We start from the raw sequence: 26021 nt of genomic DNA on the forward strand, positions 1-26021 counted from the left end.
AGTCACTCATGCGCGAAATCAGCCTGGACCGTCTGCGCACGTTGGTGGCGATTGCCGACCTGGGTTCGTTTGCCGAGGCGGCCCGTGCGCTGCACCTTGCGCCACCCACGGTCAGTTTGCATATCGCCGACCTGGAGGCGCGTGTGGGCGGCAAGCTGTTGTCGCGCACGCGTGGGCGCGTTCAGCCTTCGGCGATTGGGAACACACTGGTGGAGCGTGCGCGGCGCCTGTTGGCGGATGCGGAGCAGGCGCTTGAGGACGTGGAACGTCAGGTACAGGGATTGGCCGGGCGTGTGCGGCTAGGCGCCTCCACAGGGGCCATCGCACAGTTGATGCCGCACGCTTTGGAGACGTTGAGCCAGCGCCATCCCGCTATCGATGTGCAGGTCGCGGTGCTCACGTCGCAGGAAACTTTGAAGAAGCTTGCCGAGGGCGCTTTGGAGATCGGTTTGGTCGCGCTGCCGCAGTCCCCGGTGAAGGGCTTGCGGATCGAGCCATGGCGACGGGACCCGGTCATGGCCTTCCTGCCGGCTCGCTGGGAATCCCCGGAGGTTGTGACCCCCGACTGGCTGTCCACTCAGCCATTGATTCTGAATGACAACACCACACGTCTTTCGCGTTTGACTGCGGAGTGGTTCGCCAGTGGTGGGCCGCAGCCTGCGCCGCGTATTCAACTGAACTACAACGATGCGATCAAAAGCCTGGTGGCGGCTGGCTATGGTGCGACGTTGTTGCCGCATGAAGCCTCCACGCCATTGCCCGATACCAGGATCGTCATGCGGCCATTAAAGCCTTTATTGTGGCGGCAACTGGGTATTGCCCACCGTAGTCGAGACATCGAACGGCCTACGCAACATGTGCTGGATGTGTTGTGGGAATTGAGTGCGGGGTAGGGGATTTTGTCAGGCGAATCAATCGTGGGATTGCTAAACCAACTGGCGGACTCCCAAAGATAAAATCAAACCGCCGCACAGTCGGTCGATAGCTTTTTTCCTCCCTTGATACGCGGACGCAATCTTGGGTTGCGAAAGAGTGATTGCGACCATTCCATACCAGGTCATTGAAACCACCACTACAACTGCCAGCATCGACAAAAACGTGCCTGGTGAAACGTGGGCGGGGGCTGCTGCTGAAAAAACAGCGGCATAGAAGGCCATGGACTTGGGGTTGCCGATGTTGGTAACCACCCCCTGAATGAAGGACTGCCGGCAACTACCGGCGACGGCATCATTTAGCGGGCCAAGCGCATTCTTCCCCGCGTTGATCAGCAGTCGGAATCCGAACCACATCAGGTAGGCGGCGCCCAGAACTTTTACAACAAGCGCAGCCCAAGGGAGCGCAGCAAATACAACCCCGAGACCTGCAATTGCACAGGTGGACCAGAACAGATTGACCAGTACGATGCCCGCTACCAAGGCCAGAGCTTCTGACCGTGTAGCAGCCACCGCTTTATGGACCACTGCAACGAAATTTGGCCCTGGGATAACGACACCGGCCAGGTAGACCAAAAAGACTGTCAAAACGGCGGAACCATCGATCATGTGCTTCCTCGCGAGTCCTGTGGACGGTGTTCGTCACGCAAATAAGATGTTCCAGGAGCAAGGTCGCTCGTGACCTCAACGTCCATCGAGACAAGAGTTTTACACAGGGCTCTCGAGATTAGGGGCTTTTTACACATTCTGGACTCAAAGCAACCCTTCGCAATCAACAGGGCACTTACTCTGGAGTGCCAATGGCAGCCAGCTTGTTCTAGATCGATGATGACTCAGACATCTCCACCAGCAGTTGTCCAAATGCATTGGCCGCGGGGGTCTTTCCCGTGACGCTCCATATCAGTCTGAAATCAGCATCCAGCAGCGGTGGCAGGCCATATTGGCCGTCAATGACCACCATGCCAGGCTCTAGATCGCCCAGCGGTAGGGCGGTGACGGCAAGCCCCGCCAATACCGCCGCTCGCAGTCCTTGTTGACTTGGAGAGGTAAAGGCGACCCGCCAATCCACGGTGGAGCTCTCCAACGCATCTACGGCCACCTGGCGGTGCAAGCAGGGCGCCGGGGCAAACGCCAGTGGCAAAGGGGCATCGCCAGTAAAATCGAAACTCTGCGCCGCGGCCCAGACGAACCGGGTTTCGCGCAGTACGGTACCGCCGGCCTGGCTGCCCGGCAATGCCATGACCACGGCCAGATCGAGCCCGTCGGCATCAACCAGCGCGCGCAGATCGAGGTAGGTGCCGACGGTTACATCCAGGCGTACGGCGGGAAATTGTCTGGCGAACCGAGACAGTAACGGCGGCAGGCCCTCGCCGATAAAGTTTTCTGGCACACCGAAGCGCACGGCCCCGGATACCGACGACGCTTCGAAACGTCGGGAGAGGGCATCTTGTGCTTTGAGGATTTGTTCGGCATGGCGCAGAAAATCTTCACCATCTTCCGTCAGCGTCAAACGTCGGGTGGTGCGTACCAATAGCGTGGTTCCGGCCTGTTCTTCCAAACGCCGGATCTGATGACTGATCGCTGACTGGCTCAAGTGCAGCCGCTCTGCGGCACGAGTGAAACTACCGGTGTCCTTGATCGCGACAAAAGCACGCAACAGAGCTGGGTCGAAGTCCATTTAGTCAACTCATGACGAATATTAATAAAACTTACGAAATTAAATCATTTCTGTCATTTTTTAATTACTTCCAGAATGCGGCCGCTCACTTGGACTTGTGCCCGGTGACGCTGGCGAGGCTATCGCGTCTCTACCCCTGACTGCGTGCAGAGCGGTCTTGCCAGTGCCCATCAACTTGATCTGGAAGATCACGATGCAGTTCTCTCCGTCGCAGAAGGATATTTTCACCATCGCCGCCGTGTGTTTGGCGTCGCTGATGTTCGGCCTGGAAATCTCGAGCGTGCCGGCAATCCTGCCCACTCTTGAATCGGTTCTGCACAGCGATTTTAAAGATATGCAGTGGATCATGAATGCCTACACCATCGCCTGCACCACGGTGCTGATGGCCACCGGCACACTGGCGGATCGGTATGGACGCAAGCGAGTGTTTGTCATCAGCCTGGTGCTTTTCGGCATGACCTCACTGGGCTGTGGATGGGCGCAAAGCGCCAATGTGTTGGTTGCAAACCGATTCCTGCAAGGTATGTCCGGTGGTGCCATGCTGATCTGTCAGGTGGCCGTGCTGTCTCACCGATTTCAGACGGGAGCTGCGCGCGGGAAAGCGTTCAGTGCCTGGGGAATCGTGTTCGGTATCGGTTTGGGGTTTGGCCCGATAATCGGCGCCGTTATCGTGGCGTTGTCGAGTTGGGAATGGGTGTTTCTGGTGCATGCGCCCATTGCCGTGCTCGCGCTGGTGCTGGTGATCGCCGGTGTCGATGAGTCACGTGATCCGCAGCGTCGCAGGCTGGATGTGTTGGGCATTATTTCGTTGTCGCTGGCAGTGTTAGGCCTTTCCTGGTTCATCACTCAGGGCGCGGGGGAGGGTTTTTCCAGTGGTTCGGCCATCACCAGCCTGGTTGTGGCAATGCTCAGCTTCATCGTCTTTGTCGTTGCGCAGCGACGCTATGTCGATCCCATGTTCGACTTCTCGGTATTGCGCATCCGTCGCTTCTCGGGTGCCTTGCTAGGGTCGGCAGGTATGAACTTCAGCTTCTGGCCGTTCATGATTTACCTGCCGCTGTACTTTCAAAATAGCCTGGGCTACGCCAGTGTCGGCACCGGTCTGGCACTGCTGGCCTATACGCTGCCGACGCTGGTTGTTCCCCCGTTAGGTGAACGGCTGGCGCTGCGCTATCGACCTGACGTGGTGATTCCCGCAGGTTTGTTCACCATAGGTTTGGGGTTCCTGCTGATGAAATGGGGCAGTAGTGTCGCGCACGCCAGCTGGCTGACGATGCTTCCAGGCTGCCTGATCGCCGGAGTCGGACTGGGGCTGACCAATACGCCTGTGACCAATACCACCACCGGATCGGTGCCCAGTGAACGTGCCGGCATGGCATCGGGCATCGATATCAGCGCTCGCATGATCAGCCTTGCAATTAATATCGCGCTGATGGGATTCATCTTGGTGGAAGGTATCCTGTCTTCCCTGCGCAACCAGTTGTCTGGCTCGCCCGATGATGGGCAACTGAGATGGCTGGCGGAGAATATTTCGGCCGGCAACTCTGCCGTGTTGGTGCCGACTGGCCAAGGGATCACGATTCCGGTCGATGTCGCCAACGCAGCTTTGGCGCATGGGTTTGGCTGGGTGATGCTGTATGGCGGTATTGCTGCATGGGTGCTGGTGGTGGCAAGTTACCTGGTCTTTCGTTCGAGCAAAGCCGTTCATTCTCAGCGCTGACTGTCATTCGAAGGACTGCTTCTGGCCGTATCTATCTGATGCAAAAGCCAGTTGTCCCTGACCACGCAGCCGAGCCGATGGGCTCGGCTATCGGTCCAGCAGAGGTGCCAACAGTGCACACATACCGCGCCAGTGCGAACCCTCCCAGTAAATCCGTTGGCAGGCGTCGCAGCGCAGGAAGTGCGAATAGAGGACGCCAACGCGTGGCGGCACCTGCGGCCGGGCCAGTTCCGGGCTGATCTCGTGCAGCGGCAGGTTGCAATGAAGGCACAGGCTGAAGGGGCGCGCGCTACGCGCCAGGTCGAGGCGCTCGTACAATTCGCGCAGCTGCAGCGACGGTTTCAGGGCGTGCACGTAACAGCCGTGGCTGATGATCCGCCGCTTGAGCAGTTCGCGGTCGCGGGTTAGCACGATGCGTCCTTGCTGCGCGGCGATTTCGGCGATCTCGGCATCGTCGAAGCCATTGTCGTAGAGGGTGTCGAAGCCGCTCATGCGCAGCAGGCTGGCCAGCCCGCCAAGGTGCGCATCAGCCACGAAGCGCAGCACCCGTAAAGGTTGCGTACGAACCTTGAGCAACGGGCTGATGTCCAGCGCTTCGAACTTGGGATACACCGCCAACCGGTCACCGTCGAAGATCACCCGCTCAAAGCCCACCGACTCGCCATTGAGCAGCACCATCTCGACCTCGGTGTGCGGTATCCCGAGCGCCTCGATCATGTGCTTGACCGTCGCCCCTCGCGCGCACTCGCAAGTGAAGGACTGCCGCCGCCGTTCGGCCGGCAGGAAATCGTTGAGCTCCTCGTAGAAGCGGAAAGTTGCACGGGTCATGCTGAACAGTATGGCAGGGCTGCAGGAAGAATGAGTTCAGCTGCTCAGTAGAGGGCAGGAGGGATGGACTATCCGGTTGAGCCAGCGCCTTCGAGCAACTCTGCGGTCGCTCGAAGGCGCTCCGGTTACTTCAGGTTGCCGCTGAGGAATTGCTGCAGGCGCTCGCTTTTGGGGTTGCCCAATACGTCCTCGGGCGCACCTTGCTCTTCGACCCGCCCCTGGTGCAGGAACAGCACCTGGTTCGACACTTTGCGCGCAAAGCTCATTTCGTGGGTCACCATGATCATGGTGCGGCCTTCTTCGGCCAGCCCCTGGATCACCTTGAGCACTTCGCCCACCAATTCCGGGTCCAGGGCCGACGTCGGCTCGTCGAACAGCATGATCTCCGGTTCCATGCTCAGGGCACGGGCAATGGCGACCCGTTGCTGCTGACCACCCGAGAGAAACGCCGGGTATTGATCAGCAACCCGTGCCGGCAAACCGACCTTGTCCAGGTAGCGCCGGGCGCGATCCTCTGCGTCCTTCTTGCTGACACCCAGCACCCGGCGTGGAGCCATGGTGATGTTTTCCAGCACGGTCATGTGGCTCCACAGGTTGAAATGCTGGAACACCATCGCCAGGCGAGTGCGGATGCGTTGCAGCTCATTGGCGTCGGCCACGCGCATGCCGTGGCGGTCATGGACCATTCGAATTGGCTGGTTGTCCAGGCTCATGGCGCCGTCGTTGGGCGTTTCCAGGAAGTTGATGCAACGTAGAAAGGTGCTCTTGCCCGAACCACTGGCGCCGATCAGGCTGATCACATCGCCGGTCTTGGCATTCAGCGAAACGCCCTTGAGGACTTCATGGTTGCCGTAACTTTTGTGCAGGTTTTCAACGGTCAATTTGTACATGAACAAGCATCCTGAATTAGTGAGCCGGGCCGAGGAAAGACAACCAACGGCGTTCAGCCAGGCGGAACAGGCCGACCAGGGAGAATGTGACTGCCAGGTAGATCAACGCGGCGAGGCCGAACGACTGGAAGGTCAGGAAGGTCGCCGAGTTGGCGTCCCGCGCGACTTTCAGAATGTCCGGGATGGTCGCGGTGAAGGCCACGGTGGTCGAGTGCAGCATCAGAATCACTTCGTTGCTGTAGTAAGGCAGCGAGCGACGCAGGGCGGACGGCATGATCACGTAGGCATAGAGCTTCCAGCCGGTCAGCCCGTAGGCTTTGGCCGCTTCGACTTCACCGTGGTTCATGCTGCGAATCGCCCCGGCGAAGATCTCCGTGGTGTAGGCGCAGGTGTTCAGGGCGAAGGCGAGGATGGTGCAGTTCATCGCATCGCGAAAGAACGCATCCAGTACTGGCTGAGCACGCACCGCGGCCAGGCTGTAAATGCCGGTGTAGCAAATCAGCAGCTGGATATACAGCGGCGTACCGCGAAACAGGTAGGTGTAGAACTGCACCGGCCAGCGCACCCAGACATTGCTCGAGACCCGGGCAATCGACAACGGGATCGACATCACGAAGCCGAAGAGGATCGAGGCACTGAGCAGCCAGAGGGTCATGGCCAGCCCGGTGATGTGATTGCCGTCCTGGAACAGGAAAGGTTTCCAGTATTCCTGCAGTAGCTCGATCATCGCACGGCCTCCCGGGTGCCTGCGGCGTAGAAGATTTCCATCCGGCGCAAGACGTAGTTCGAAACGGTGGTGATCACCAGATAGATCAAGGCGGCCAGAATCAGGAAGAAGAACAGCTGATAGGTGCTCTTGCCCGCGTCCTGGGCCACCTTGACCAGATCGGCCAAGCCAATGATCGACACCAGCGCGGTGGCCTTGAGGATCACCATCCAGTTATTACCGATGCCCGGCAGGGCAAAACGCATCATTTGCGGGAACACCACCAGGCGAAAGCGCTGGGCGCGGGTCAGGCCGTAGGCGGTAGCCGCTTCCATCTGACCTCGCGGTACGGCGAGGATGGCGCCACGGAAGGTTTCGGTGAAATAAGCCCCGTAGATGAAGCCCAGGGTAATGACCCCGGCGCTGAACGGGTTGATCTCGATGTATTCCCATTCCATGAAGTCGGTGAACGAGGACAGCCAGGTTTGCAGGCTGTAGAAGATCAACAGCATCAGCACCAGGTCCGGCACCCCGCGAATCAGCGTGGTGTAGGCCTGCGCAGGGACGCGCAGCAGTGCCGATTTCGAAAGCTTGGCGCTGGCGCCGATCAGGCCCAGGCCAACGCTCACCAGCAAGCACAGAAAGGATAATTTGACCGTCATCCAGGAGCCTTGCAGCAATAGCGGGCCGAAACCCTGAAGGCTAAAGTTTGACAGCCCAAGAATCTGCAATAAGTTTTCTAGCATTGAGCAGCCCTACCTCAATCAAAAAAGTGCCCATCCGGAAATGGGCGCAGGGTCATTATTTGTCGCTGTAGAGATTCAGATCGCCAAAGTGCTTCTGCTGGACAGCCGCATAGGTGCCATTGTCGTGCAGTGCCTTGATACCTTTGTTCAGCAAGGCCTGAAGCTCGACGTTGCCTTTGGTGAGACCCACGGCGGTCTTGGCTGGAAGGAGGGGATTTTCGACCGGCTCGCTGACTTGGAAGTCGGCGCCTGGTGGCGACTTCAGGAAGCCCAGTTCGGCTTGCAGCATGTCCTGGATCGAGGCATCGAGGCGTCCGGAGATCAAGTCAGCGTACACCTGGTCCTGGTTGGCGTAGGCCTGGGTCTCTACCCCGGCCTTGTCCAGCACGGCCTTGGCGTAGGCTTCCTGGATGGAGCCTTGCTCGTAGCCGATTTTCTTGCCCTTGAGGGAGGCCGGATCGGTGCCGATGGCCGCGCCTTTCTTGAATACCAGCGCGGTCGGGCCAGAGAACAGCTCGTTCGAGAAATCGATGACTTTCTCACGCGCCGGCGTGACGGTCATGGAAGAGATCACGCCATCGAACTTGTTGGCCTTGAGGCCGGGAATCATGCCGTCGAAGTCGCTTTCAACCCACTTGCACTTGACCTTCAGCTCCGCGCAGATCGCGTTGCCCAGGTCGATGTCGAAGCCCACCAGGCCGCCGTCGGCGGCCTTGGATTCGAACGGCGCATAAGAGGGGTCGACGCCAAATCGCAACTCCTTGTACTCCTTGGCCAGCGCAGAACCGGCAGCCACACACAAAGCCAATGCAGAAAGAGTGAGAAATGCTTTTTTCATTATTTTATTCCCAGGGACCATCGAAAGCGCTTGTGCCGCAAGAGCGCGTGTACTGCGCTGCGAAATGTCTTATGCACACGCAAGTACTTGTACAGACAAGCATATGCAATCACCCGGCCAATTCGCCGATTGGGCGTTTGAGAAAACGCGTACAGCGCTCTGGGATGGGCTTGGCAGGCAGGTGAACGCTGGGGGGGAGGCAACCTGCGGGGCTGTTACCTAAGCAGGTTTTTACACCCGGCTGGGGTATGCGGTAACAAAGTGTGGGTTAAGGGTGCCGACTTTCCTGGCTCAAGCCTTGACCCAACGCTGACGGCTCCAGCTACTCAATGTATCGACGGCCAAGACCAATAACAGCATCGCCAGAATAACCGTGCTGGCTTGAGCTTCCTGGAACAGGCTGAGGCTGACATAGAGCATTTGCCCCAAACCACCGGCGCCGACGAAGCCGAGCACACTGGCCATGCGGATGTTGTTTTCCCAGCGGTACAGGATGTAAGCCAGTAGCTGTGGCAACAGGTTGGGCAGGGTGCCGTAACAGAACGCCCATACGGCATTGCCGCCCTGCAGACGGATCGCGTCGGCCGGTTCTGGCGGGGTGTTTTCCAGTGCTTCGGCGAACAACCGGCCGAGCACGCCGGTGGTGTGCAGGGCCAAGGCCAGGGTGCCGGCGTTGGGGCCGAGCCCGGCGGCCAGGACCATCAGCGCGGCCCATACCAGTTCCGGCACCGCGCGCAAGGCGTTGAGCACCAGGCGTGACGCGCTCTGCAAAGGCCAGCCGTAGCGCCCGGCTGCGGGCAATGCCAGTAACAGGCCGAACACCGCCGCGAGCAGGGTGCCAAGGGCCGACATGGCCAGGGTTTCCAGGGCGCCGTGGCCGATGGCTTGTAGATGGCTCGAGCTCAGGTCCGGGCTGAGAAAACGTTGGGCATAAGCGCCCATCTGCTTCAGGTTGCCGGTGCCGCCGAGCTCGCCGAGGTCGATGCCCAGGTAGTTGAACGAGGCGATGACCGCTGCGCCGATGCACAGGAGCAGTGCCAGGTTGAACAGGCGATTCATGTCAGCCTCCAGCGCAGCAGGCGGCTGAGTTGATCGGCGAGCAGCACCAGGACGAGGAACGTTAATAACAGACTGGCCACTTCACCGCCGGCGAACATGCGCAACGACAAATCCATTTGCTGGCCCAGGCCGCCGGCACCGACGAAGCCCATCACCACCGAGGCGCGGATGGCGCATTCCCAGCGGTACACCGTGTACGACAGCAGTTCCGCAGCGACATTGGGCAGGATTCCGTAGCAAAAGGCTGCGAGCCGACCACTGCCGGACTGTAGTAGCGCGTGTACCGGGCGCTGGTCGACCGACTCGAAAATTTCCGCGTAGACCTTGCCCAACATGCCGCTGTAAGTGATGGCAATGGCCAGTACCCCGGCCGTCGGGCCGAGGCCGACGGCGCGCACGAACAGCAGGGCCCAGACAATTTCCGGCACGCTGCGCAGGAAGATCAGTAAACCGCGTATGGGCCAACGCAGCAGTTGGCCCCAATAGCTCGGGTGGCCAGCGCGGGAGGCAGCAGACAGCGACAGAGCACGACTGGCGAGCAGGCCGGCGGGAACGGCCAACAGCAACGCCAGGGCCATGCCGGCCGTGGCGATGGCCAGGGTCTGCAGGGTGGCTTGCAACAACAGCTGGATGAACTCGTCGCCATGGGCCGGTGGCCAGAAGGCGGATACAAACCGGCCCATCTCGTTCTGACTGTCACTCGCCACCAGCACACGGAGGTCCAACTCGCTGAAGCGGATGCCGGGCCACAGCAAGGCAAGGGCCAGCAGGGTGAGCAGCAGACGGGGCAGGGCGGCCGGATCGCGGGTGTCAGACGTCAGCATCGGGGGATCTGCACACTCAAGGGAGCCGGAGGAATCGGCGAGGATTGCAACTGCTCATTGGCGTAGAGCTTGTCGAGCAGCTCGCGGTCGACGGCGCTGGCCGCAAGGTCGAACAGGATCTGTCCATCACGCAAGCCGATGATGCGCGAAAAGTGCGCCAGGGCGAGGTCCACCGCGTGCAGGCTGGCGACCAGGGTGACGTTCTGCTCCCGGGCATGGCGGCACAGCACCGAAAGCGTGTGCTGGGCCAACACCGGGTCCATCGCCGATACCGGCTCATCGGCCAGCAACACCTCGGGCGCTTGATATAACACGCGGGCAATGCCTACGCGCTGTAGCTGTCCACCGGACAGTTGCTGGCAATGCGCGAACAACTTGTCACTCAGGTCCAGCCTGGCCAATGCCGCGCGTGCGCCCGGAACATCCAGCGGATGCAGCAGGTTCAGCAGGCTCTTGCCCAGACCCCACTGACCCAGCTTGCCGGCCAGAACCGCGGTGACCACGCGTTGGCGCGGGGGCAGGGGAGGCGCCTGATGGATAAGGCCGATGCGCGCGCGCAGCCGCTGACGCTGACGGGCAGAAAGCTGCCAGACGCGCTCGCCGAGCACCTGCAGCTCGCCGTTGCCCGGCCGCAGGGCGGTGGCCAGCAGGTTGAGCAGACTCGACTTACCCGCGCCGGACGGGCCGATAATCGCGACCTGTTCGCGTGCACCGATGTGCAGATCCACGCCACGCAGCGCCTGGACACCGTTGGCGTGGGTAAGGCTGACCTGGGTCAGATGCAACGTCATTTGAGCAGTTCGGCGGCGCGTGCGGCTTCCTCGATGCCCTTGTAGTTCTCAGGCTTGGTTTCGATAAAGCGGCTGGCGGCCTGCAGGTCCAGAATCTCCTTGTCTTTCGGGTTCGCCGGATCGAGCGCCAGGAACGCAGCCTTTATCTTGGCTGCCAGCGCCGGATCGAGGGTTCCGCGCACCGTCCAGTTGTAGTCGAAGTACGCTGGGGTGGTCGAAAACACTTTGACTTTGGTGGTATCGACCTTGCCGGCAGCGACCAGTTTTTCCCACACGCTGGCGTTGAGCACCCCGGCGTCGACCTTGCCAGCCTGGACCCAGGCAACGGTGGCGTCATGGGCACCGGAGTAGCCCACGCGGCTAAAGTACGTTTCCGGCTTGATGCCTTCCTTGAGCATGAAGTAGCGCGGCATGAGACTGCCGGAAGTCGAGGACACCGAGCCGAAGGCAAAGGTCTTGCCCTTGAGATCGGCGAGGGACTTGACGGCTGGGTCGGCGGTGATGAATTTGCTGGTGAATTGGGCGTCCTGTTCACGCTGCACCAACGGAATGGCATTGCCGGTTTTCAGGCGTGCCTGCACGAACGTGAAGCCGCCCAGCCAGGCCAGGTCGATGCGATCGGTAGCCAGCGCCTCGACCACCGCCGGATAGTCGCTGACAGGCACGAACTCAACCTTCATGCCCAATTGTTGTTCCAGATAGGCGCCAAGCGGCTTGAACTTGCGCAGCAGTTCGGTCGGCGCTTCATCGGGAATCGCGCTGACTTTCAGGGTCTCGGCGGCTTGCGCCAGCAGGGTGCAAAAAGACAAGGACAAGCCGACGGCCAGTGCCAGGGTACGCTTGAGCATGGAACATCTCCGGTGCATTTACGAAAGAATATCGAGGCGCCTGGCACAAGGTGATTGCTGCGTGGCGCTTTGTGAGGGTAGCCGAAATGGAGCGAAATTGACTGCTTTTGGGCTATTGCTGTTTATTGAGAAAGGCGGCATACGGCCCGAAGCTGCCCGTTGAATCAGACTGCAATCGGCCGCAGTCACCGGCAAGCAGCAGTTCGTAACTGTTATCCGATGCAAAGTTTGGCCATTGAATTTATAAAGGCGGCAAAGCACCGTATCAGGACGCCGTAAAGGTATTTTCCATCGGCCAGCGCATTTCCAGATGTTCAGTCAAATAATGCATAAAAGCTTTGACCTTGGGTGTGATGGCGGCTCGTTCCTGGACACATACATAAATATCGAGCGGTTCAGCGTAGGCATAAGTTGAAGCGTGGCGATGTTCAAACAGAGGAACGAGTTGGCCACTTTCGATAAAGGGCGCCGCCACGAACTCCGCCAAACGGGTTATTCCCGCGCCACGGACGGCCATTTGGGCTAGAGCGTCAACATCGTCGCTGATTGCGGTCGCATTGAGAGTAGCGTCGTAACGTTGCCCATCCCGGATAAAACCCCAACGTAGAAAGCGTCCGTCTAGCGGGTAGCGAAACGGTAGACAGGCATGGTGCTGGAGGTCTTCAGGATCGCGTGGCCAGCCGGCTCGTTCCAAATAGATGGGTGACGCGCAGATGATAAAAGGGACTGAAACGATCTTGCGAGCGACGATCCCCTCTTCCAGTTGTGGTTTTATCCGCAGGCTCAGATCAATGCCTTCTTGAATATGATTAATTTTGCGATCTGTGGTTGAGAGTTCAAGTGTCAGGCGTGGGTAACGTGCAGCGAAGCCGGCGATTAGTGGCGCCAACACATGCCGCCCGAAAGCGGAGGTAGAAGCGATGCACAGTCGCCCTTGGAGTTGAGTCTGCGCGCTGGTGATCGCGCTTTGCGCCGATTCGAGATCACGCGCTATACGTTTCACTTTTTCGTAGTACACCATGCCGCTTTCGGTTAACGCCATGCTACGCGTGGTGCGCTGGAGAAGACGCGTACCCAGGTGGGTTTCCAAGCGATTTAGGGTCTGGCTAATGGCTGCCGCACTGACGCCCAGGGTTTTGGCCGCGCCCACGATGGAGCCCGCTTCAACCACCTTGATAAAGCTAGCAATCGCCCCTAACAGGTTCATCTTTGTTCCAGCGAGAAGAGTCATTCATAAGATTTTGTTTATAAAGCAACCACTGCTAGCCGTCTAGTTGCTAATTTTTGATCTTGCTATGGTGTTCATCACCTACCAATCGAAGATCAAAAAGGTCTGATATGAATCCAAAAACATCCTCTAAAGCTCTATTTTTCAACCAACGTAAGCTCTCGGTTCGCGCTACGCCTTATGTTTTCGCACTGTATATGGCCACCATCATGGCGCTCTTGATGTCATTCGTGATCACTGCGGCAAATTCCGGTATTGAGAATGATTACCTAAGTAATGCGCTGCACGCCTATAAATTGGCCATGCCAGTGGCATTCCTGTGCATACTCGTCGTTCGCCCCATTGTGCTCAAACTGGTGTCTTTGACTGTACACCCACATCGTTAAGGGCGACCGCTTGCGGCCCAATTGATGGGGCGTTGTGGACAACCCTATTGGGTCGACTGTTGCCGGCCGTCACAGGTCGGAGTCGACCTAAAGCTGACACTGTCCGCAGTCAGCTCCAAGCCTTCTCTCGATCCAGCAGGTTGTGGGCTATTCAGCGGCGCCACGATCCCTCGGGCAATTCGACCTGCCGATGCGCCGCAGCCAAGGCAACCTTCAGCCCCTCTTTATCCAGCGGTATGCAGTAGGCGGGTTTAGCCCGTTCGAATCGCCAGCTTTCATCAAGACTGCCCGCATCTACCGCGTCGAATCCAATCTCGTCCAGTAACTTGATCACCAGCGCTTTCACCGCCGGATCATCCGCCGCGATCGGCAGTGCGCGTCGGTCGGGCGCTGCTTTCGGGCGCGTGTCCTGCACCAGGTCCTGGGCGAGGATTGCATTGAACACCTTGACCAGGCTGGAGTGGGGCAGATGCTCGGCGAGCAAGCGGCTGGTGGTGGTTTCGAATCGGTCGAGAGCGGCAATGTAGAGGAGGGTTATGAAGTGACTTTCAGAATTGGCCCGCTGACCGCGTCCAGTTTGACCGCCAGGCCGTTGGCACCTTATCGGTTGGTAGCCTGTGCTGCACCGAGCTACCTGACCGACCGCGGAGTGCCACAAATACCGGATGATCTGAAGAACCATGAGTGTCTGGGGTATGCCTATTGGTCCCGGCCGGCCGACCGCGAATGGGTATTCTGCAAAGGCCCCGCAGTTGAACGGGTACAAGTCGTCAGTCGATTGCAGGTCAACGAGAGCAAAGCACTGCTGTCGGCAGCGCTGGACGGGTTCGGGATTGTCCTTGGTCCCGAAGACTTTCTTGAGCCCGCGTTGCGCAGCGGNGAGTTGGTTCGACTGTTAGCTGATTACGAAGCACCGAGCCGACAAATGCATTTGCTCTACACGGCCAATCGTCAGAGAACAGCCAAACTCCGACGATTTATCGAGGCTGCGCTCGTCCGCTTTGGTGCTCCTTGAGCAAGCTTTTGAGTTGTCTCAGCCGCATTGAATTGTGATTGATCGCGGTCGCAGGCCACTGCTTCATTGACTGGCTGTTGTTGGGCCGATTGTTGCCTGTCGCCAAGGGCAGTAAACGACCCATTGCAAGCGATCGCAGCCAATGCAGTTACGGTCAGTTTGCCCGCGCCGAGAGTCGCGTCGTGCAAGATCTACCCGGTTGCGCCGCACTAGAGCATCACGCTGCGTCAATGCCTGTTGCAACCGCCGAGCCACTGCTACACCAGGACAATACGTTTGAGCTTGGCGTTCAGTGCGGCGAACGCCGCTTCGGTACTGGCCTTGTGGTTGGTGATAAGCACGTCGATGCGTTCTGACGGGCAGAAAGCGACGCGGCTCTCCACGCCGATCTTGCTGTAGTCGGCGAGGATGACCACGCCTTCGGCATTGTCGGCCATGGCGCGCGCCACTTCGGCTTCGCGGTGGTCGTAGTTGCTGGCACCGCGCTGGGCGTCGATGCCGACGGGCGATAACAGCGCGAGGTCGGCCCGATAGCGGCCAATTTCCGCCACCGTGGTGCCGCCAACCGTAGCGGGAGCACGGTCGCCGAGCGAACCGCCCAGTACGATCACCTCGTTGTACTGGCCGCCTGGCACAGCGGGATTACGCAATTGCAACGCCACGTTGAACGAGTTGGTGATCACGGTCAGCCCTCCCAGCTTGGCCAGCTCTTCGGCGAGGATGACGGTGGTGGTGCCCGCGTCGATAAACACAGTCTGTCCGTGCGACAGCAGACTGACCGCTGCGCGCGCGAGGTCACGCTTGAATTTGACGTTGATGTTCGCCCGCTCGGCGATGGGCGCTTCGTCTTCAACGCGGATGGCGCCGCCGTGTATCCGCTTCAACTCCCCCTGTTCCTCCAGAGCGACCAGGTCGCGTCGCACCGTCTCGCGTGAAACGTTCAGCTCCGTGACGATGCGGTCGGTGGTGACGCGCTGCAAAGTCGATAGTAGTGCGCGGATCCGCTGGTAACGCTCTTCTTGCCACATACCGGGTGTCCCTGCTGTTCGAGTCGCTGTCCGAGCACGCATTGTGGAGAGGCGTCAGTCGCTGTCAAGTTTGGCGCGGCCTTGTGATCATTGGGTTGGCGCAGCCTGCGCGTCATGTTTGTGTGATATTGAGGCATTATTGTTTTTTTGTGTATTTGGAGCTAGCCTCGTGGCCGGACGGTTTCTTCCCCTCGTCCGCATTTCGAAACACGCTTTCGCCATCGCCTCGGTTGTAACCTCTCATTTAGAAGTAGGAGCTATGCCATGCAGCGTCGCCAGTTTCTGAACACCCTCGCCACCGTTTCCGTTGTCAGTCCGCTGTTGTTGTCATCCCGCATAACGCAAGCCGCCACGCCCCCGGCCACACCAAGTGCGCTGGACCCGGCGCGCTGGTCGCCGCTCAACCAAAAGCGTCTGCAGGCGGTGATCGATGAGCACGGCGTCAAGAGCGCGTCCTACCGCCCTGACCAGTGCCCGTACGCGGTGTTTGACTGGGACAACACCTGCATCATGAACGACTGCGAAGAAGCGCTGCTGGTCTACCAGATCAATCATCTGCAGTACAAGCTGACGCCCGATGAGTTCGCTGAGGTGGTGCGTCAGGACGTGCCGAACGGCGCGTTCATGAAGGACTACACCACGGTGGACGGCAAGCCGGTCAAGATGGAAGACATCGCCAGCGACGTAGAAGCGGATTACCGCTGGTTGCACGCCAACTACAAGGGGCTCGCCGGCGACAAGAGCCTGGAAGAGATTCAGGCCAGCGAGCAGTACAAGGATTTTCTCGCCAAGCTCTACTTTATGTACGACGCGATCTGCGACAGTTACCCGGTGGAGATCGGCTATAAGTGGATTCTGTATTTCTACAAGAACATGACCATGGCTGAGTTGCAGGCGATGGCCGAGGCTTCCAACAACTACGCCATCGGCGACGCACTGCGCAAGGTCAAGTACGAGAGCTCACGCACGTTGCCGGGCAAGGCCGGGGTGGTGGCGGATACGCACTTTCATGGCATCCGCATCCATGAGGAAATCCGCGGCCTGATGCACACGCTGCGCGCCAACGGCATCGACGTCTATGTCAGCACCGCCTCGATCGACGATGTGGTACGCGTGTTCGCGGGCAATCCTCATTACGGATACGACGTTCCGCCTGAGAACGTGATCGGCCTGCGCATGGCGATGGAAGGCGGCAAATACACCACTCGCTATCAGCCGGACTGGCACTTCAACTACGGGCCGGGCAAGACCGTCGGCATCAAGAACGTGCTGGTTAAACAGAAGGGCTATGGCCCGGTGTTGGTGGCTGGCGACAGCGATGGCGATGCCTGGATGCTGCGCGACTTCAACGATACGGCGGTGGGGGTGATCGTCAACCGCATGAAGAAGGGCGAGATCGGCGCCGACAGCCAGCAGGCCGCTACCCAGTTGGGCACCCCGAACGCCCGCTTTATCCTGCAGGGGCGCAACGAGCACACTGGCCTGATGATTCCAGACGAGAAATCGCTCAAGTACGGTAAAGACGAGCTTAAGCTGCTGGCTTGATGGCACTGGCTCGCGGGTGGCCGGCGGCCATCCGCGACCCGCAATGCAACTCGCCTTGTACCTGCGGGAATGATGATTCTGCGTCGGAAAGTCGTTACCGCTACCGGCCCGAGTGAGTCAGTCGTATCGAGTCAAAATTGTGAGTGGCCCTGGAATTACGAGGCGCGCCCCACAGACCGCTTTTGGCCGATTGCTGCCTCTGAGCAGGATAGATTTTCAGACCACTCCTATTAGGCACGCGAAGAGGCTCCTCCCAGGTTTGAAAGCCGCTGTGCGTAGGCACACCAGCGTCTGTATTAGCCGGCTCTAACCCGTTTAGGCAAGGGAGATCCTAAGTCTCTGGAAATGGAGGCTAAGTCATGAACGCATCTACCACTTTGGCGTGAACCTTAGAATATAGGCAAACTATTCGGTCAAATATCTTCCCTTCGCCTGCGTGATATCTGGGGCATCAGGATCAGGCTTGTCAGCCTTATGAGATTTTCGGATTGCGCACAAGTCCCAGCGATGCTCGGTGGCAGCGGCGACGGAGCATGGCTTTGCTGCGCAGAAATGAGGGAAGGGCTGCTTCTGGTTTGGAGCTAATTGTCGGCGTTTTCCGGACAGCAATGCCGGTGGAGCAGACCTTTCAAGGCCTAAGACGATTAGGAATAGCTGCTCTTGATAGGGTCGTATGCCGCCGGAGTTTTTGACCCGCAGGCTGCTAGCAGGCGCTGACTAACCCCTAGCGTGTTCCGTTGATAACGCAGCAGTTTCAAGTCGAGCTATTCAGTACTAGCGTTTTGACATACGATCCTGACAAATGGGATGTCGAGCTAAGGAATAATTATGGCAAGGAAGACGCTAGTGTTTGGCAACGGTCTTGGAATGGCCTTGGACCAACAGCACTTCTCTTTAGAGCGTGCGCTGGAAGACGTATGGAATCATCCGCGCCACCTACCTGACCATCAAAAAACGTTGGTCGGTCGCTGTGTCGATAACGACGGCGAGGCGCCGCAAGGCGAGGACCAGCTCGACACGCTCCACGTCGTCGTCGCGGCGTGCAACATGCTCAACAAAATCGGAGATGAAGACGTTCATTGGTTGTCTACCGAAGGTCAGCAGTTTCCGACTGCCGTCGCGAAGTACATACACCGGGTCGCCTCCAATCTGCACTTGTACGACGGATCACTACCCGATACTTTTCTTGATCCACTTTTCGATTTCATCCGCGAAACTAAATCGAATATCGCAACTTTGAATTACGACCGGCTGCTCTATGGAGCCCTTATCGACGCCGGTTTCATGAACGGCGGCTACCGGGGCTACCTGGTCGATGGCATGATCGACGGGGGGTTCGGGGCGGAGACGCTCGAGCGTCGATACGGAAACGATTTCGGCTATTACCTGCACCTGCATGGGTCTCCTCTCTTCTATGACGACAGGCGCGGCGCTGCCCGGAAAATGACGCGGGACATGTTAACCATGAATTCTGCGGAGATCTCAAACCATATCGTTTTAACGCACGTCATCCATAAACGTTCCGTTATTGGCGCGTCCGAAGTCCTTTCAACTTATTGGGACTACCTGAACGATTGCTGCCATGAGGCAGAAGAAATAATTGTGTTCGGGTATTCGGGTGGCGATGTTCATCTTAACAATGTGCTCGCAGCTTATGCTCGAACGGCAGCAATCCGGGTTGTCGAATGGCGCGGAGCTGGTACTCGATTGCAGCGTGAGGAGTATTGGGAGCAAATCCTGCGGACTGAACATTTCGATTTGGTGCGGAAGGCGAACGTCCTCGACTTCAATGATTGGTGACAGCCCGCGCCAAGCTCATCCGCTACCAACAACGTTGCAATGACCGCTTCTGGCCGATTTCTGCCTGTCATGACTGGCAGAAATCGCCCCCAAAGGGTCCAATACCGTGTCGACCGGCGACAAGGCCAAAAACGGCTAAGTCTGCTAGCGTTGAGTGCTTTGGGAGCTATAGAAGGCACCGATAATGCAGATGTTTAAAATCGAGGCGAACGGATTGAGTCAGCTCCGTGAGGCTCTGAGTCAAGCCGCATTGCCCTTTGATGATTTAAGCGAACCGGGTAGGCAGTTTTTCCGTTTTGAGATGGACGGAAAATGGATCGCGTACGGCGGGCTGGAGGGTTCTGGTCAAGACATGCTGCTTCGCTCACTAGTCGTTAGTGATTCGCATAATGGGAAAGGTCTTGGCAAAGCTGTGCTGTCAGAGCTGGAACAATATGCTGCCTTCCAGGGGGGGCTTTGGTTGCACTTGTTAACTCAAAGCGCGACTGGATTTTTTACAGCCAACGGGTATGAAATTTTCGATAGGGGTGAAGCGCCGGTCGCTATCAGTCAAACCGTCCAGTTCAAGCATTTATGTCCAGCATCGGCAATCTATCTACGAAAGTCGTTAGGTGCAGCGGTTGTTACGGAGCAGTTCGTCGGTTCGCGCTAATGGACGGAATCCGTCAGTCCGCACTTGGCCGTTTTCTGCCTGTAACCGTCCGGCCAAGTCATCTACCCAGCCCCGCAAAGCCAAGACATGGTGTGCACTTAAATTTAAGTGGGCACCAGTTCTAGCCTTTTAAGCGGGTATTTCATGCAGCCAACACGCCGTTCCTATTCCAAATCCTTCAAGGCCCAGGTCATTCAAGAGTGTGCCCAGCCCGGCGCTTCGATTGCCAGCGTCGCACTCAGCCATAGCCTCAACGCAAACCTCGTCCACAAATGGATTCGGCTGCAAACGCAGAAAAGCACGGCGCCGCAACCTGCGTTTATTCCGTTACCTGCCTATCGTGACCGCCTGACGCCGACGTTGCCCGCTTGGTGCTACGGTGATGGCTTTCTAGCAACCAATTCGAGATATCTATATGAAACCCAATCCGACAATCGATAACGTATTACGCGTCGCGTTGGTTACAGGATCCACTTCCGGTATTGGCGCAGCCATTGCACGTGTACTAAGCCGGGCAGGCTATGCGGTGGTGCTCCATTCGCGAAATTCTGCGGATACGGGACGCGCTATGGTTGCCGAAATGAAGCAGGCTATTTACGTGCAAGCTGATCTTGCTTTCGAAGCTGACAGGGTCAGGCTTATTAACGAGGCGATCGCCGCGTGGGGGCAGCTCGACGTATTGGTCAATAACGCCGGTATTAGCAGAGTCATTCCGCACGGCGACCTTGCCTCGGCCAACTCGACGGTGTGGCACGAACTTAACGAGGTTAATGTCGTGGCGCCGTTCCACCTAGTCGCATTGGCCGAGTCGGCATTGCGCGATGCCGCCCGTTACCGTCGAGCAGGTTGCGTCGTAAACATCAGTTCGCATGCCGGTATCCGTCCTAAGGGCGCATCGATTCCCTATGCGGTAAGCAAAGCTGCGCTTAATCACATGACCCGCTTGCTCGCGGTATCGCTGGGGCCAGAAATTCGCGTAAACGCTGTGGCGCCTGGCTTGGTCGACACGCCTCTGACCGCAGAGTGGACAGGTGCCCAAGAGTTGTGGCGAACTCGCGCACCTATGCGCAGGGCCGCTAGCCCAGACGACATCGCAAAAGCTGTTGTAATGCTGGTTGAGTCGGACTACTTAACCGGCGAGATACTCCTCTCAGACGGCGGGTTGAATCTGAGCTAGGTTTAGCGTGCTCCGGTGTAGCGGGTGAGAAGACGAGTCACTCTGTTTCGCCGGCTCGCCCAAAGGACGGATACCATAGCTTTTCAAGGCGGGCTAGAGGACACCGCCGGACGGATACCCGGAACCTAGCAATAGGTGATCTGAGAACACTTACACTGGAAGTGACGACACCGATGCCTGACTGCAAAGGCATCGGTGTCTCTTGCCTGCTCTGGCAGTCCGTCGGGGTCAACTCATCTCTGGAACGAGGTGGCTCATGAACGTCAGGTTTTCAATAGCGTACATATACTCAGAGAATCTCGGATCTCCATCGTTGAACGCCTTTGCCACTTTTTGTGCGTTCTCAAGACTGTCCCACATTGCTAAGTCCGCGAAGACTCGATCGTCGCTCATAGGGCAGTAGGCACGATACTCGATCAAACCAGAAAAGGTCTTTAACGTTTCACGAAGCCCTGCGCGGAGCACAGGCACTTGCGCAACGCATTCCGGTTTGACCTTGAAAATGGCTAATTCGAGTACATGAGATGAGTGCTGCATAGGGATGGCCTTCTGTGTGTTAAGGAGTCCCAATTATCACTGGCTCATACTGACAGCGTAGTGTCAGTAGTGGTGATCGCTTTCCACTGGCTTGCTTGGTGCTTCATATACGCTTGGAGATCAAGGGCAGGATTGTCGGGTGATGGTTGTTGGGCAATAGCGATGGAGGCTATGCGATCGACCCGAAAATCGCGGTAAGCCGCCTTGGCACTACACCAGCTTCCAACCGTCCACTTTCCTCCCCAGTAGAAAAGGCCAAGGGGAGAAATGAGACGTTGCGAAACCACACCATCCAAACTGGTATAAATTATCTTCAGCGCCTGAGTGTTTTCGATGGCATTTCGAAGGGTTGCCAGATGGCCACGCGTCAAGGAAGGTGTTGTTCCAAGTGCCCTGATTTTTGCCGAGCTGGGGTCAACCTTGTGATGGACTATGGACGCTGAGATTTTGCTCAACAACATCCTTGCAGCAGCACCTAGATCGTTATCGGCGGAAGCTGAAAGCATTTCCATCCCAAGCATCAATGCATCCAGTTCGAGCCTGTTCAACGTTAAAGGCGGCATCTCAAAATCGGCATCCAAGGCATACCCCACGCCAGCGGTACCATAGATTGGGATTCCACTGAAGGAAAGGTCGTCGATGTATCGATAGATTGAGCGAACGGAAACGCCAATTCGGCTAGCCAGTCGTTCAGCAGAGATTGGCTGATGGACACGAATCAGATTTACCAATTGAAATAAGCGATCAGCTTTACGCACCAGGTGTGCTCAACTGAGAGTCCTTTGCAAGCTCAATGGCCGCGTTAATGGCGGCCCGAGCTTGGGGGCTATTCTTCCAGCAAGTCGATCCCACTGCTGCCGATGCCTGAGCCAGGATGTCACAAGCATTCGCTTTGCTGAGCACAGCTAGCGAGTCAATGCCCATCTGCTCAAGGCGAGCGATAACGGCCGGCCCTACGCCCTTTAGGGCCAACAAGGCATTATGTTCCGTCAGTGGAAATGGCATCCGTAAACTCCTGTTATCGGCCAATGAAGCAACCAGAGTTTGCCCGACGGGAGAGGGCATCTCAATAGATGACTCCATCGCCCTAAGCGCAGGCATCAGGAGAGGCTTACGATGCAGCTGCCAACCCAGCGCGCGAGTGAGATCGAGCAGCTGCTGCCGCATCGGTGGATACCGGCCTGACTAACGTAGAGCGATTCGGTCGCACGCTTGTCGGAAGCAAACTATCGCCTGCTCAATCTGGCAATGCCTTAGCAATTGCCGCTTCAAGCATAGGTTTGGCTGCGTCATGCAAGAGCTGGCCGTGAGCGCCTACGACATGTTCGAAATCAAGCCTCAGAAGCCTCTCGAAGTCGGCGACAAGACTGCCCCCCTCCGGCGTGACGCGTTTCAGCCAAGGGCCGCCAATAAGTAGCGTCAGCTTAAAACCCATCATTCGCAGTACGCATCTGCTAAGGAAAGTTGTGTAACTCCAGTCGGCCCAATATTGAATGCTATCCGTGGCGATGAGCAGTTTTAGATTCTTCAGCAAAAGGCACGCCTCAGGGTATTTGGCCGCTTCATACACGAAAAACTGTGCATCAGGCATCGGCGGAGACGCTGCGGCGTTGATCACATGGTTTGCCATAGGCACCTTGTAAGTCTCCGGTTGAGATTGACACCAGAACTCCGCCTGATATCGGTCAACGTAAAACCGATCGTCTAGACCATGGAAATCTCCTAGACGCAGGACATGGCGAACATTACCTAGCGCATCCAGCTGACAAAGTGCGGCATCGCTCAGGCGCACCGGGTTGATGAGGGTCAATTCATCGCCACTTTTGACTATGACCATGTTTCGGTTCATACGCATTCCAGGGCCGATCCTGATGCTGCCATGAACTAGATAAACGTTGTGGAAAATAGGAGTGATAGGGTCATGGGGGAACGCGGGTGGGTACACTGACAATTCCTTGTGAAGTTATCCTTACTCACTGCTTGGCGAATCCTTATCAACCCAAGCATGACGACCGTACCTTACCTTGGGACGTCCTACGCATCCATAGCTGACCCTGCCAGCAATGTTCAGGATCCTATCTAGACCGTTGCGCGGTGAGGTTCGGGGCGACTGCACCTCATTGCAGATCCTGCTCAGTACAGGTAGGCGCCTTCACCGGGCGGTTACTTCTGCCTATCGCGAATGACCGGTTTGGGTCGGTTGCTGTCGGTGGGCAAGGAACGCTTTCAATCCAATTCCGTATGGGGAACCGAGCAACACTTAACTCGTTGTCCCGTTCGTTCCTGTAACATGCCAGCCCCCACCACCACGAGCTTTGAAAATGGATTCTCACTCGATTCTGACGTTTACATTGGTCGCCGCGATTGCCATTGCCAGCCCAGGGCCTGCGACCTTGATGGCGATCAACAATAGCCTGGCCCATGGGCAGCGCAGCGCCATATGGTCATCGCTCGGCAACGCCAGTGGCCTGTTCTGCCTGTCGTCCGCTGCCATGCTGGGGCTGGGGGCGCTGCTTGCCAGTTCCGAATGGCTGTTCAACGCAGTGAAGTTCATCGGTGCCGGTTATTTGTTCTACCTGGGCATCAGACAATTGTTCAAAAAGGGCCCAATGCTCCCGGACGGGATTCAGGACGACTTGAAGGAAAGCCGGCCGACTCGTTCCAAACTCTACAAAGCAGCCTTCCTGACGGCGGTGACCAACCCCAAGGCGACGATGTTCTTCACCGCGTTGTTCCCGCAGTTCATTGATCAGAGTGCGGCGTTGCTGCCGCAATTTCTGATCCTCACCTCGATCTTCATGGCATTGTCGGTGTCGTCCCTGAGCCTCTATGCCGCGCTCGCCTCGCGGGCCAAGGGTGTGCTAATCCGACCTGCACTATCTCGTTGGGTCAGCCGGGTGGTGGGGTCGACATTCATCGGTTTCGGTGCTGCTATCCTGACCATGCAGCGGCAGGCGGCGTAGGGGCGTCGGGCTTGTAACTCCGGTAACAGGGAAGGGTGACAGGCGAGAATGGTACGTCTTGAGCCGAGTCGAAGATGGCACACTTCAAGCCGTGGCCACGTCACCAAACGCCCCGAATGAAAAGAGCCCGCACCACTGAGGCCCAACTTCCCCGCATGGCGTTGTTGGATCGTCAATACAACATGTGCTCACTTAACCCCGAATGCTGGAATGCGCCGGTTAAAAAGTGATCCGACTCGATCGGGTCTTTTCGCCGAAAGCCCTACTGCTTGAGGGGTGTTATCAACGACAAGGCAGTCCGTTTATGAAGATGAACACGTTAGTTCCAGAGATGATTGTCTCTGACTTAAAACGAAGCCTAGATTTTTACTGCCTGATTCTGGGCTTCTAAATTGAATACGAAAGGCCTGAAGACAAATTCACTTTTCTGTCCTTTCAAGGGAGTCAATTGATGCTGGAGCAGGATGACTTGGAAGAGTCTCCATGGCGTGTTGGCCCTCTATTATCACCCTATGGACGAGGGATGAATCTTTCGATTCAGTGCTCTGATACCAAAGCTTTGGCTAGGGCCATCGAGGACGCTGGTATTGAATTGCGCAGACCCATTAAAGAGTGCTGGTACCGAGATAAAGAGCGCCTGCACGGAGAGCTTAATTTTTTGGTACTTGATCCAGATGGCTATCTGTTGCGGTTCACTCGGAGCTTAGGTTTCAGAGCAGTCGAGCATCAAGCGATAGCCTGAACAAGTGATGTTGCATAGCGTGATTCTGAGCATTTCAACGACCGCTGTTGGCCGTTTGCTGCCCGTCGCACACCCTTACCGCACTGATGTCTGATAATCACCCGGAAGTACCGCGGCTTATCAAGCAGTTTCGCAAGAGCGAGCTCACGGCAAATCACTGGACGAAGTTTCCGAGGGCAAAGTTGTAGCGAACTGAGTCGTTTCAGCTAGCCAACCCTCAGCGCACCTACCTGTTAGTCTTGCGCAGCAGTTCGTGGGCCATCTCGATGGCCTGCTCGCGTGAGGCGGCGAACAGCAGCGGGTAGCCCCAGACCTTGGCGAACAGGCCGGCGAATGCCTTGAATCCCAGGCGCTTTGCCGCGCTGGGTTCGACCATGATCAGGGCCAGAACCAGGCTGCGCAGTTGCGCCTTGTGCTTCTTCATCCACAGCGTGGTGCGTTTCTTTTCTTCTGGTGAGTGCTCATGGTCATCGCCGGGTGGCGTTTCGCTGAGCAGCACGAAGGGTTCGCCGCGCTGCAGGTTGGCTGCGAACTCGTCGAAGTCCTTCTGGGTATCGTGCCCGGGCTCGTGGGCGAAACTCATCCACACCAGCGGGAATTCAGCGCTATTCATCGGCATGGCGGGTTCCTTTGCGGTTGAGGTGACGCCAGCTGGCGGCGATGGCGAACACGCCGGGCAGGGTGATGAAGAATACCGCCGAGAAGGCGACGTACCAGCCGTCGCGCAGCCCGTCGGTGACTCCGCCCAGGGTATTGAGCACGACAAGCAGGCTGCCGAGGATCAGGACAGCCCACTGGGCCTTGCGGGTTTTGATCAGGGCGAGGAGCACCGTGACGATCCAGGAGCCATAGAAGGTAGGAAACACCCAAAGCATGCCGGGCTCGAAGGTAATCGCCGGGGCGGTGCCCTGTGCCCTCACAAAGTCGTTTACGTAGAAGAACAACTGGAAGGTCACGAAGAGCACTGCGCCAACAGTAGTCGTCAACCAGAACAAGGTGACCTTGTTCGCATTGTGTATCGCCAATACGTGAACCGGGTTTTGGGTAGGCATGAGCACGTTCTCGATGTTCAAGGCGGTAGGGGCGCG

29 protein-coding genes and 2 pseudogenes are annotated in these 26021 nt (G+C 57.6%); 11 read left to right on the forward strand and 20 right to left on the reverse strand.

Annotation, left to right across the window (positions count from 1 at the left end):
- The first annotated feature begins 8 nt into the window (after positions 1 to 8).
- A complete protein-coding gene (locus tag AF70_RS03205; RefSeq protein WP_028941343.1) occupies positions 9 to 893 on the forward strand; it encodes a LysR family transcriptional regulator in 885 nt (294 codons plus the stop codon).
- Between the two features lie 33 nt (positions 894 to 926).
- Here AF70_RS03205 and AF70_RS03210 read toward each other — a convergent pair whose 3' ends face one another.
- Both AF70_RS03210 and AF70_RS03215 read right to left on the reverse strand, forming a co-directional pair.
- Positions 927 to 1541, reverse strand: coding sequence for a LysE family translocator (locus tag AF70_RS03210; protein ID WP_019580184.1), 615 nt, complete (start codon positions 1539 to 1541; stop codon positions 927 to 929).
- A 208-nt stretch (positions 1542 to 1749) separates the two neighbouring features.
- The gene (locus AF70_RS03215) at positions 1750 to 2610 is read right to left on the reverse strand and encodes a LysR family transcriptional regulator (protein ID WP_019580185.1); all 861 of its coding nucleotides are present in this window, start codon (positions 2608 to 2610) and stop codon (positions 1750 to 1752) included.
- Between the two features lie 193 nt (positions 2611 to 2803).
- Between AF70_RS03215 and AF70_RS03220 the strand changes: the two genes are divergently transcribed.
- Entirely contained in the window at positions 2804 to 4330 is a 1527-nt protein-coding gene (locus AF70_RS03220; RefSeq protein WP_028941344.1) for an MFS transporter, read from the forward strand.
- A gap of 87 nt (positions 4331 to 4417) precedes the next feature.
- Here AF70_RS03220 and AF70_RS03225 read toward each other — a convergent pair whose 3' ends face one another.
- The 10 genes from AF70_RS03225 to AF70_RS03270 all read right to left on the reverse strand — a co-directional run bounded on the left by AF70_RS03225 (position 4418) and on the right by AF70_RS03270 (position 13067).
- Positions 4418 to 5158: a Mut7-C RNAse domain-containing protein gene (locus AF70_RS03225; RefSeq protein ID WP_018925635.1), complete on the reverse strand. Its 741-nt coding sequence runs from the start codon at positions 5156 to 5158 to the stop codon at positions 4418 to 4420.
- A 125-nt stretch (positions 5159 to 5283) separates the two neighbouring features.
- On the reverse strand, positions 5284 to 6048 hold the full coding sequence (locus tag AF70_RS03230; protein WP_019580188.1) for an ABC transporter ATP-binding protein: 765 nt from the start codon (positions 6046 to 6048) through the stop codon (positions 5284 to 5286).
- A gap of 16 nt (positions 6049 to 6064) precedes the next feature.
- A complete protein-coding gene (locus AF70_RS03235; RefSeq protein ID WP_019580189.1) occupies positions 6065 to 6775 on the reverse strand; it encodes an ABC transporter permease in 711 nt (236 codons plus the stop codon).
- The gene (locus tag AF70_RS03240) at positions 6772 to 7500 is read right to left on the reverse strand and encodes an ABC transporter permease (protein WP_019580190.1); all 729 of its coding nucleotides are present in this window, start codon (positions 7498 to 7500) and stop codon (positions 6772 to 6774) included. Before AF70_RS03240 ends, AF70_RS03235 begins: the two co-directional genes overlap by 4 nt.
- Before the next feature lie 55 nt (positions 7501 to 7555).
- Positions 7556 to 8338, reverse strand: coding sequence for a transporter substrate-binding domain-containing protein (locus AF70_RS03245; RefSeq protein ID WP_028941345.1), 783 nt, complete (start codon positions 8336 to 8338; stop codon positions 7556 to 7558).
- A 291-nt stretch (positions 8339 to 8629) separates the two neighbouring features.
- Complete coding sequence (phnE, locus tag AF70_RS03250; protein ID WP_028941346.1) at positions 8630 to 9397, reverse strand: phosphonate ABC transporter, permease protein PhnE; 768 nt, start codon at positions 9395 to 9397, stop codon at positions 8630 to 8632.
- Positions 9394 to 10221, reverse strand: coding sequence for a phosphonate ABC transporter, permease protein PhnE (gene phnE / locus AF70_RS03255; protein WP_028941347.1), 828 nt, complete (start codon positions 10219 to 10221; stop codon positions 9394 to 9396). The genes phnE (AF70_RS03250) and phnE (AF70_RS03255) overlap by 4 nt, the downstream gene beginning before the upstream one ends.
- Positions 10215 to 11012, reverse strand: coding sequence for a phosphonate ABC transporter ATP-binding protein (locus tag AF70_RS03260; RefSeq protein ID WP_028941348.1), 798 nt, complete (start codon positions 11010 to 11012; stop codon positions 10215 to 10217). Before AF70_RS03260 ends, phnE (AF70_RS03255) begins: the two co-directional genes overlap by 7 nt.
- Positions 11009 to 11860, reverse strand: a complete 852-nt coding sequence (locus tag AF70_RS03265; RefSeq protein ID WP_019580195.1) for a putative selenate ABC transporter substrate-binding protein — start codon at positions 11858 to 11860, stop codon at positions 11009 to 11011. The genes AF70_RS03260 and AF70_RS03265 overlap by 4 nt, the downstream gene beginning before the upstream one ends.
- A 265-nt stretch (positions 11861 to 12125) precedes the next feature.
- The gene (locus AF70_RS03270) at positions 12126 to 13067 is read right to left on the reverse strand and encodes a LysR family transcriptional regulator (protein ID WP_028941349.1); all 942 of its coding nucleotides are present in this window, start codon (positions 13065 to 13067) and stop codon (positions 12126 to 12128) included.
- Positions 13068 to 13198: 131 nt separating this feature from the next.
- Between AF70_RS03270 and AF70_RS03275 the strand changes: the two genes are divergently transcribed.
- A complete protein-coding gene (locus AF70_RS03275) occupies positions 13199 to 13474 on the forward strand; it encodes a DUF2798 domain-containing protein (RefSeq protein ID WP_018925645.1) in 276 nt (91 codons plus the stop codon).
- 151 nt (positions 13475 to 13625) lie between these two features.
- On the opposite strand, the pseudogene AF70_RS03280 reads toward AF70_RS03275, so the two are convergent.
- Positions 13626 to 14000 (reverse strand): annotated as a pseudogene (locus AF70_RS03280) (NADPH-dependent F420 reductase); the annotation flags it as partial.
- On the opposite strand from AF70_RS03280, the pseudogene AF70_RS03285 reads away from it, so the two are divergent.
- Positions 13998 to 14489 (forward strand): annotated as a pseudogene (locus tag AF70_RS03285) (LysR substrate-binding domain-containing protein); the annotation flags it as partial. The pseudogenes AF70_RS03280 and AF70_RS03285 overlap by 3 nt on opposite strands.
- Positions 14490 to 14746: 257 nt before the next feature.
- Here the strand turns inward: AF70_RS03285 and AF70_RS03290 are convergent.
- Complete coding sequence (locus AF70_RS03290; RefSeq protein WP_231508988.1) at positions 14747 to 15559, reverse strand: DeoR/GlpR family DNA-binding transcription regulator; 813 nt, start codon at positions 15557 to 15559, stop codon at positions 14747 to 14749.
- 222 nt (positions 15560 to 15781) lie between these two features.
- Here AF70_RS03290 and AF70_RS03295 point away from each other — a divergent pair, with 222 nt between their 5' ends.
- The 5 genes from AF70_RS03295 (at position 15782) to AF70_RS03315 (ending at position 20691) form a co-directional block, all read left to right on the forward strand.
- Positions 15782 to 17062 (forward strand): HAD family hydrolase, encoded by a 1281-nt coding sequence (locus tag AF70_RS03295; protein ID WP_028941350.1) that lies wholly within the window; start codon positions 15782 to 15784, stop codon positions 17060 to 17062.
- Positions 17063 to 17890: 828 nt separating this feature from the next.
- Positions 17891 to 18862, forward strand: a complete 972-nt coding sequence (locus AF70_RS03300; RefSeq protein ID WP_028941351.1) for a hypothetical protein — start codon at positions 17891 to 17893, stop codon at positions 18860 to 18862.
- 184 nt (positions 18863 to 19046) lie between these two features.
- A complete protein-coding gene (gene arsN2 / locus AF70_RS03305; RefSeq protein WP_050438338.1) occupies positions 19047 to 19514 on the forward strand; it encodes an arsenic resistance N-acetyltransferase ArsN2 in 468 nt (155 codons plus the stop codon).
- Positions 19515 to 19658: 144 nt separating this feature from the next.
- The gene (locus AF70_RS03310) at positions 19659 to 19955 is read left to right on the forward strand and encodes a transposase (protein WP_218584765.1); all 297 of its coding nucleotides are present in this window, start codon (positions 19659 to 19661) and stop codon (positions 19953 to 19955) included.
- Positions 19930 to 20691, forward strand: coding sequence for an SDR family NAD(P)-dependent oxidoreductase (locus AF70_RS03315; RefSeq protein ID WP_081791094.1), 762 nt, complete (start codon positions 19930 to 19932; stop codon positions 20689 to 20691). The genes AF70_RS03310 and AF70_RS03315 overlap by 26 nt, the downstream gene beginning before the upstream one ends.
- 228 nt (positions 20692 to 20919) lie before the next feature.
- Here AF70_RS03315 and AF70_RS03320 read toward each other — a convergent pair whose 3' ends face one another.
- From AF70_RS03320 to AF70_RS03335, 4 genes are all read right to left on the reverse strand, one after another.
- Positions 20920 to 21228 (reverse strand): hypothetical protein, encoded by a 309-nt coding sequence (locus AF70_RS03320; RefSeq protein WP_028941353.1) that lies wholly within the window; start codon positions 21226 to 21228, stop codon positions 20920 to 20922.
- Between the two features lie 44 nt (positions 21229 to 21272).
- Positions 21273 to 21986 (reverse strand): YafY family protein, encoded by a 714-nt coding sequence (locus tag AF70_RS03325; RefSeq protein ID WP_028941354.1) that lies wholly within the window; start codon positions 21984 to 21986, stop codon positions 21273 to 21275.
- Positions 21979 to 22233, reverse strand: a complete 255-nt coding sequence (locus AF70_RS29755) for a hypothetical protein (RefSeq protein ID WP_026331705.1) — start codon at positions 22231 to 22233, stop codon at positions 21979 to 21981. Before AF70_RS29755 ends, AF70_RS03325 begins: the two co-directional genes overlap by 8 nt.
- Before the next feature lie 232 nt (positions 22234 to 22465).
- Positions 22466 to 23077, reverse strand: a complete 612-nt coding sequence (locus tag AF70_RS03335; protein WP_231380586.1) for a hypothetical protein — start codon at positions 23075 to 23077, stop codon at positions 22466 to 22468.
- A gap of 472 nt (positions 23078 to 23549) precedes the next feature.
- On the opposite strand from AF70_RS03335, the gene AF70_RS03340 reads away from it, so the two are divergent.
- Both AF70_RS03340 and AF70_RS03345 read left to right on the forward strand, forming a co-directional pair.
- Positions 23550 to 24191 carry a LysE family translocator gene (locus AF70_RS03340; RefSeq protein ID WP_028941355.1) on the forward strand — a complete coding sequence of 214 codons (642 nt, stop codon included), beginning with the start codon at positions 23550 to 23552 and terminating at the stop codon, positions 24189 to 24191.
- A 391-nt stretch (positions 24192 to 24582) separates the two neighbouring features.
- Positions 24583 to 24933 (forward strand): VOC family protein, encoded by a 351-nt coding sequence (locus AF70_RS03345; RefSeq protein ID WP_231508992.1) that lies wholly within the window; start codon positions 24583 to 24585, stop codon positions 24931 to 24933.
- A gap of 226 nt (positions 24934 to 25159) precedes the next feature.
- On the opposite strand, the gene AF70_RS03350 is transcribed toward AF70_RS03345, so the two are convergent.
- Together AF70_RS03350 and AF70_RS03355 are read right to left on the reverse strand one after the other, a co-directional pair.
- The gene (locus tag AF70_RS03350; protein ID WP_028941356.1) at positions 25160 to 25552 is read right to left on the reverse strand and encodes a hypothetical protein; all 393 of its coding nucleotides are present in this window, start codon (positions 25550 to 25552) and stop codon (positions 25160 to 25162) included.
- The gene (locus AF70_RS03355; RefSeq protein ID WP_032831198.1) at positions 25539 to 25985 is read right to left on the reverse strand and encodes a hypothetical protein; all 447 of its coding nucleotides are present in this window, start codon (positions 25983 to 25985) and stop codon (positions 25539 to 25541) included. The genes AF70_RS03350 and AF70_RS03355 overlap by 14 nt, the downstream gene beginning before the upstream one ends.
- Positions 25986 to 26021: the final 36 nt, after the last annotated feature.

The organism is Pseudomonas sp. KD5 (assembly GCF_012932895.1).
Taxonomy (GTDB): Bacteria; Pseudomonadota; Gammaproteobacteria; order Pseudomonadales; family Pseudomonadaceae; genus Aquipseudomonas.

What these genes read in the sequence shown, in the direction of transcription:
- AF70_RS03315 (WP_081791094.1), top strand. Translation starts at nt 19,930, where the DNA reads ATGAAACCCAATCCGACAATCGATAACGTATTACGCGTCGCGTTGGTT.
- AF70_RS03355 (WP_032831198.1), bottom strand. Translation starts at nt 25,985, where the DNA reads ATGCCTACCCAAAACCCGGTTCACGTATTGGCGATACACAATGCGAAC.
- phnE (WP_028941346.1), bottom strand. Translation starts at nt 9,397, where the DNA reads ATGAATCGCCTGTTCAACCTGGCACTGCTCCTGTGCATCGGCGCAGCG.
- AF70_RS03265 (WP_019580195.1), bottom strand. Translation starts at nt 11,860, where the DNA reads ATGCTCAAGCGTACCCTGGCACTGGCCGTCGGCTTGTCCTTGTCTTTT.
- AF70_RS03205 (WP_028941343.1), top strand. Translation starts at nt 9, where the DNA reads ATGCGCGAAATCAGCCTGGACCGTCTGCGCACGTTGGTGGCGATTGCC.
- AF70_RS03295 (WP_028941350.1), top strand. Translation starts at nt 15,782, where the DNA reads ATGCAGCGTCGCCAGTTTCTGAACACCCTCGCCACCGTTTCCGTTGTC.
- AF70_RS03225 (WP_018925635.1), bottom strand. Translation starts at nt 5,158, where the DNA reads ATGACCCGTGCAACTTTCCGCTTCTACGAGGAGCTCAACGATTTCCTG.
- AF70_RS03300 (WP_028941351.1), top strand. Translation starts at nt 17,891, where the DNA reads ATGGCAAGGAAGACGCTAGTGTTTGGCAACGGTCTTGGAATGGCCTTG.
- AF70_RS03340 (WP_028941355.1), top strand. Translation starts at nt 23,550, where the DNA reads ATGGATTCTCACTCGATTCTGACGTTTACATTGGTCGCCGCGATTGCC.
- AF70_RS03260 (WP_028941348.1), bottom strand. Translation starts at nt 11,012, where the DNA reads ATGACGTTGCATCTGACCCAGGTCAGCCTTACCCACGCCAACGGTGTC.
- AF70_RS03350 (WP_028941356.1), bottom strand. Translation starts at nt 25,552, where the DNA reads ATGCCGATGAATAGCGCTGAATTCCCGCTGGTGTGGATGAGTTTCGCC.
- AF70_RS03210 (WP_019580184.1), bottom strand. Translation starts at nt 1,541, where the DNA reads ATGATCGATGGTTCCGCCGTTTTGACAGTCTTTTTGGTCTACCTGGCC.
- AF70_RS03310 (WP_218584765.1), top strand. Translation starts at nt 19,659, where the DNA reads ATGCAGCCAACACGCCGTTCCTATTCCAAATCCTTCAAGGCCCAGGTC.
- AF70_RS03215 (WP_019580185.1), bottom strand. Translation starts at nt 2,610, where the DNA reads ATGGACTTCGACCCAGCTCTGTTGCGTGCTTTTGTCGCGATCAAGGAC.
- AF70_RS03270 (WP_028941349.1), bottom strand. Translation starts at nt 13,067, where the DNA reads ATGAACCTGTTAGGGGCGATTGCTAGCTTTATCAAGGTGGTTGAAGCG.
- AF70_RS03220 (WP_028941344.1), top strand. Translation starts at nt 2,804, where the DNA reads ATGCAGTTCTCTCCGTCGCAGAAGGATATTTTCACCATCGCCGCCGTG.
- AF70_RS03275 (WP_018925645.1), top strand. Translation starts at nt 13,199, where the DNA reads ATGAATCCAAAAACATCCTCTAAAGCTCTATTTTTCAACCAACGTAAG.
- AF70_RS03245 (WP_028941345.1), bottom strand. Translation starts at nt 8,338, where the DNA reads ATGAAAAAAGCATTTCTCACTCTTTCTGCATTGGCTTTGTGTGTGGCT.
- arsN2 (WP_050438338.1), top strand. Translation starts at nt 19,047, where the DNA reads ATGCAGATGTTTAAAATCGAGGCGAACGGATTGAGTCAGCTCCGTGAG.
- AF70_RS03235 (WP_019580189.1), bottom strand. Translation starts at nt 6,775, where the DNA reads ATGATCGAGCTACTGCAGGAATACTGGAAACCTTTCCTGTTCCAGGAC.
- AF70_RS03230 (WP_019580188.1), bottom strand. Translation starts at nt 6,048, where the DNA reads ATGTACAAATTGACCGTTGAAAACCTGCACAAAAGTTACGGCAACCAT.
- AF70_RS03335 (WP_231380586.1), bottom strand. Translation starts at nt 23,077, where the DNA reads ATGAACCGAAACATGGTCATAGTCAAAAGTGGCGATGAATTGACCCTC.
- AF70_RS29755 (WP_026331705.1), bottom strand. Translation starts at nt 22,233, where the DNA reads ATGCCATTTCCACTGACGGAACATAATGCCTTGTTGGCCCTAAAGGGC.
- AF70_RS03320 (WP_028941353.1), bottom strand. Translation starts at nt 21,228, where the DNA reads ATGCAGCACTCATCTCATGTACTCGAATTAGCCATTTTCAAGGTCAAA.
- AF70_RS03240 (WP_019580190.1), bottom strand. Translation starts at nt 7,500, where the DNA reads ATGCTAGAAAACTTATTGCAGATTCTTGGGCTGTCAAACTTTAGCCTT.
- phnE (WP_028941347.1), bottom strand. Translation starts at nt 10,221, where the DNA reads ATGCTGACGTCTGACACCCGCGATCCGGCCGCCCTGCCCCGTCTGCTG.
- AF70_RS03290 (WP_231508988.1), bottom strand. Translation starts at nt 15,559, where the DNA reads ATGCGTGCTCGGACAGCGACTCGAACAGCAGGGACACCCGGTATGTGG.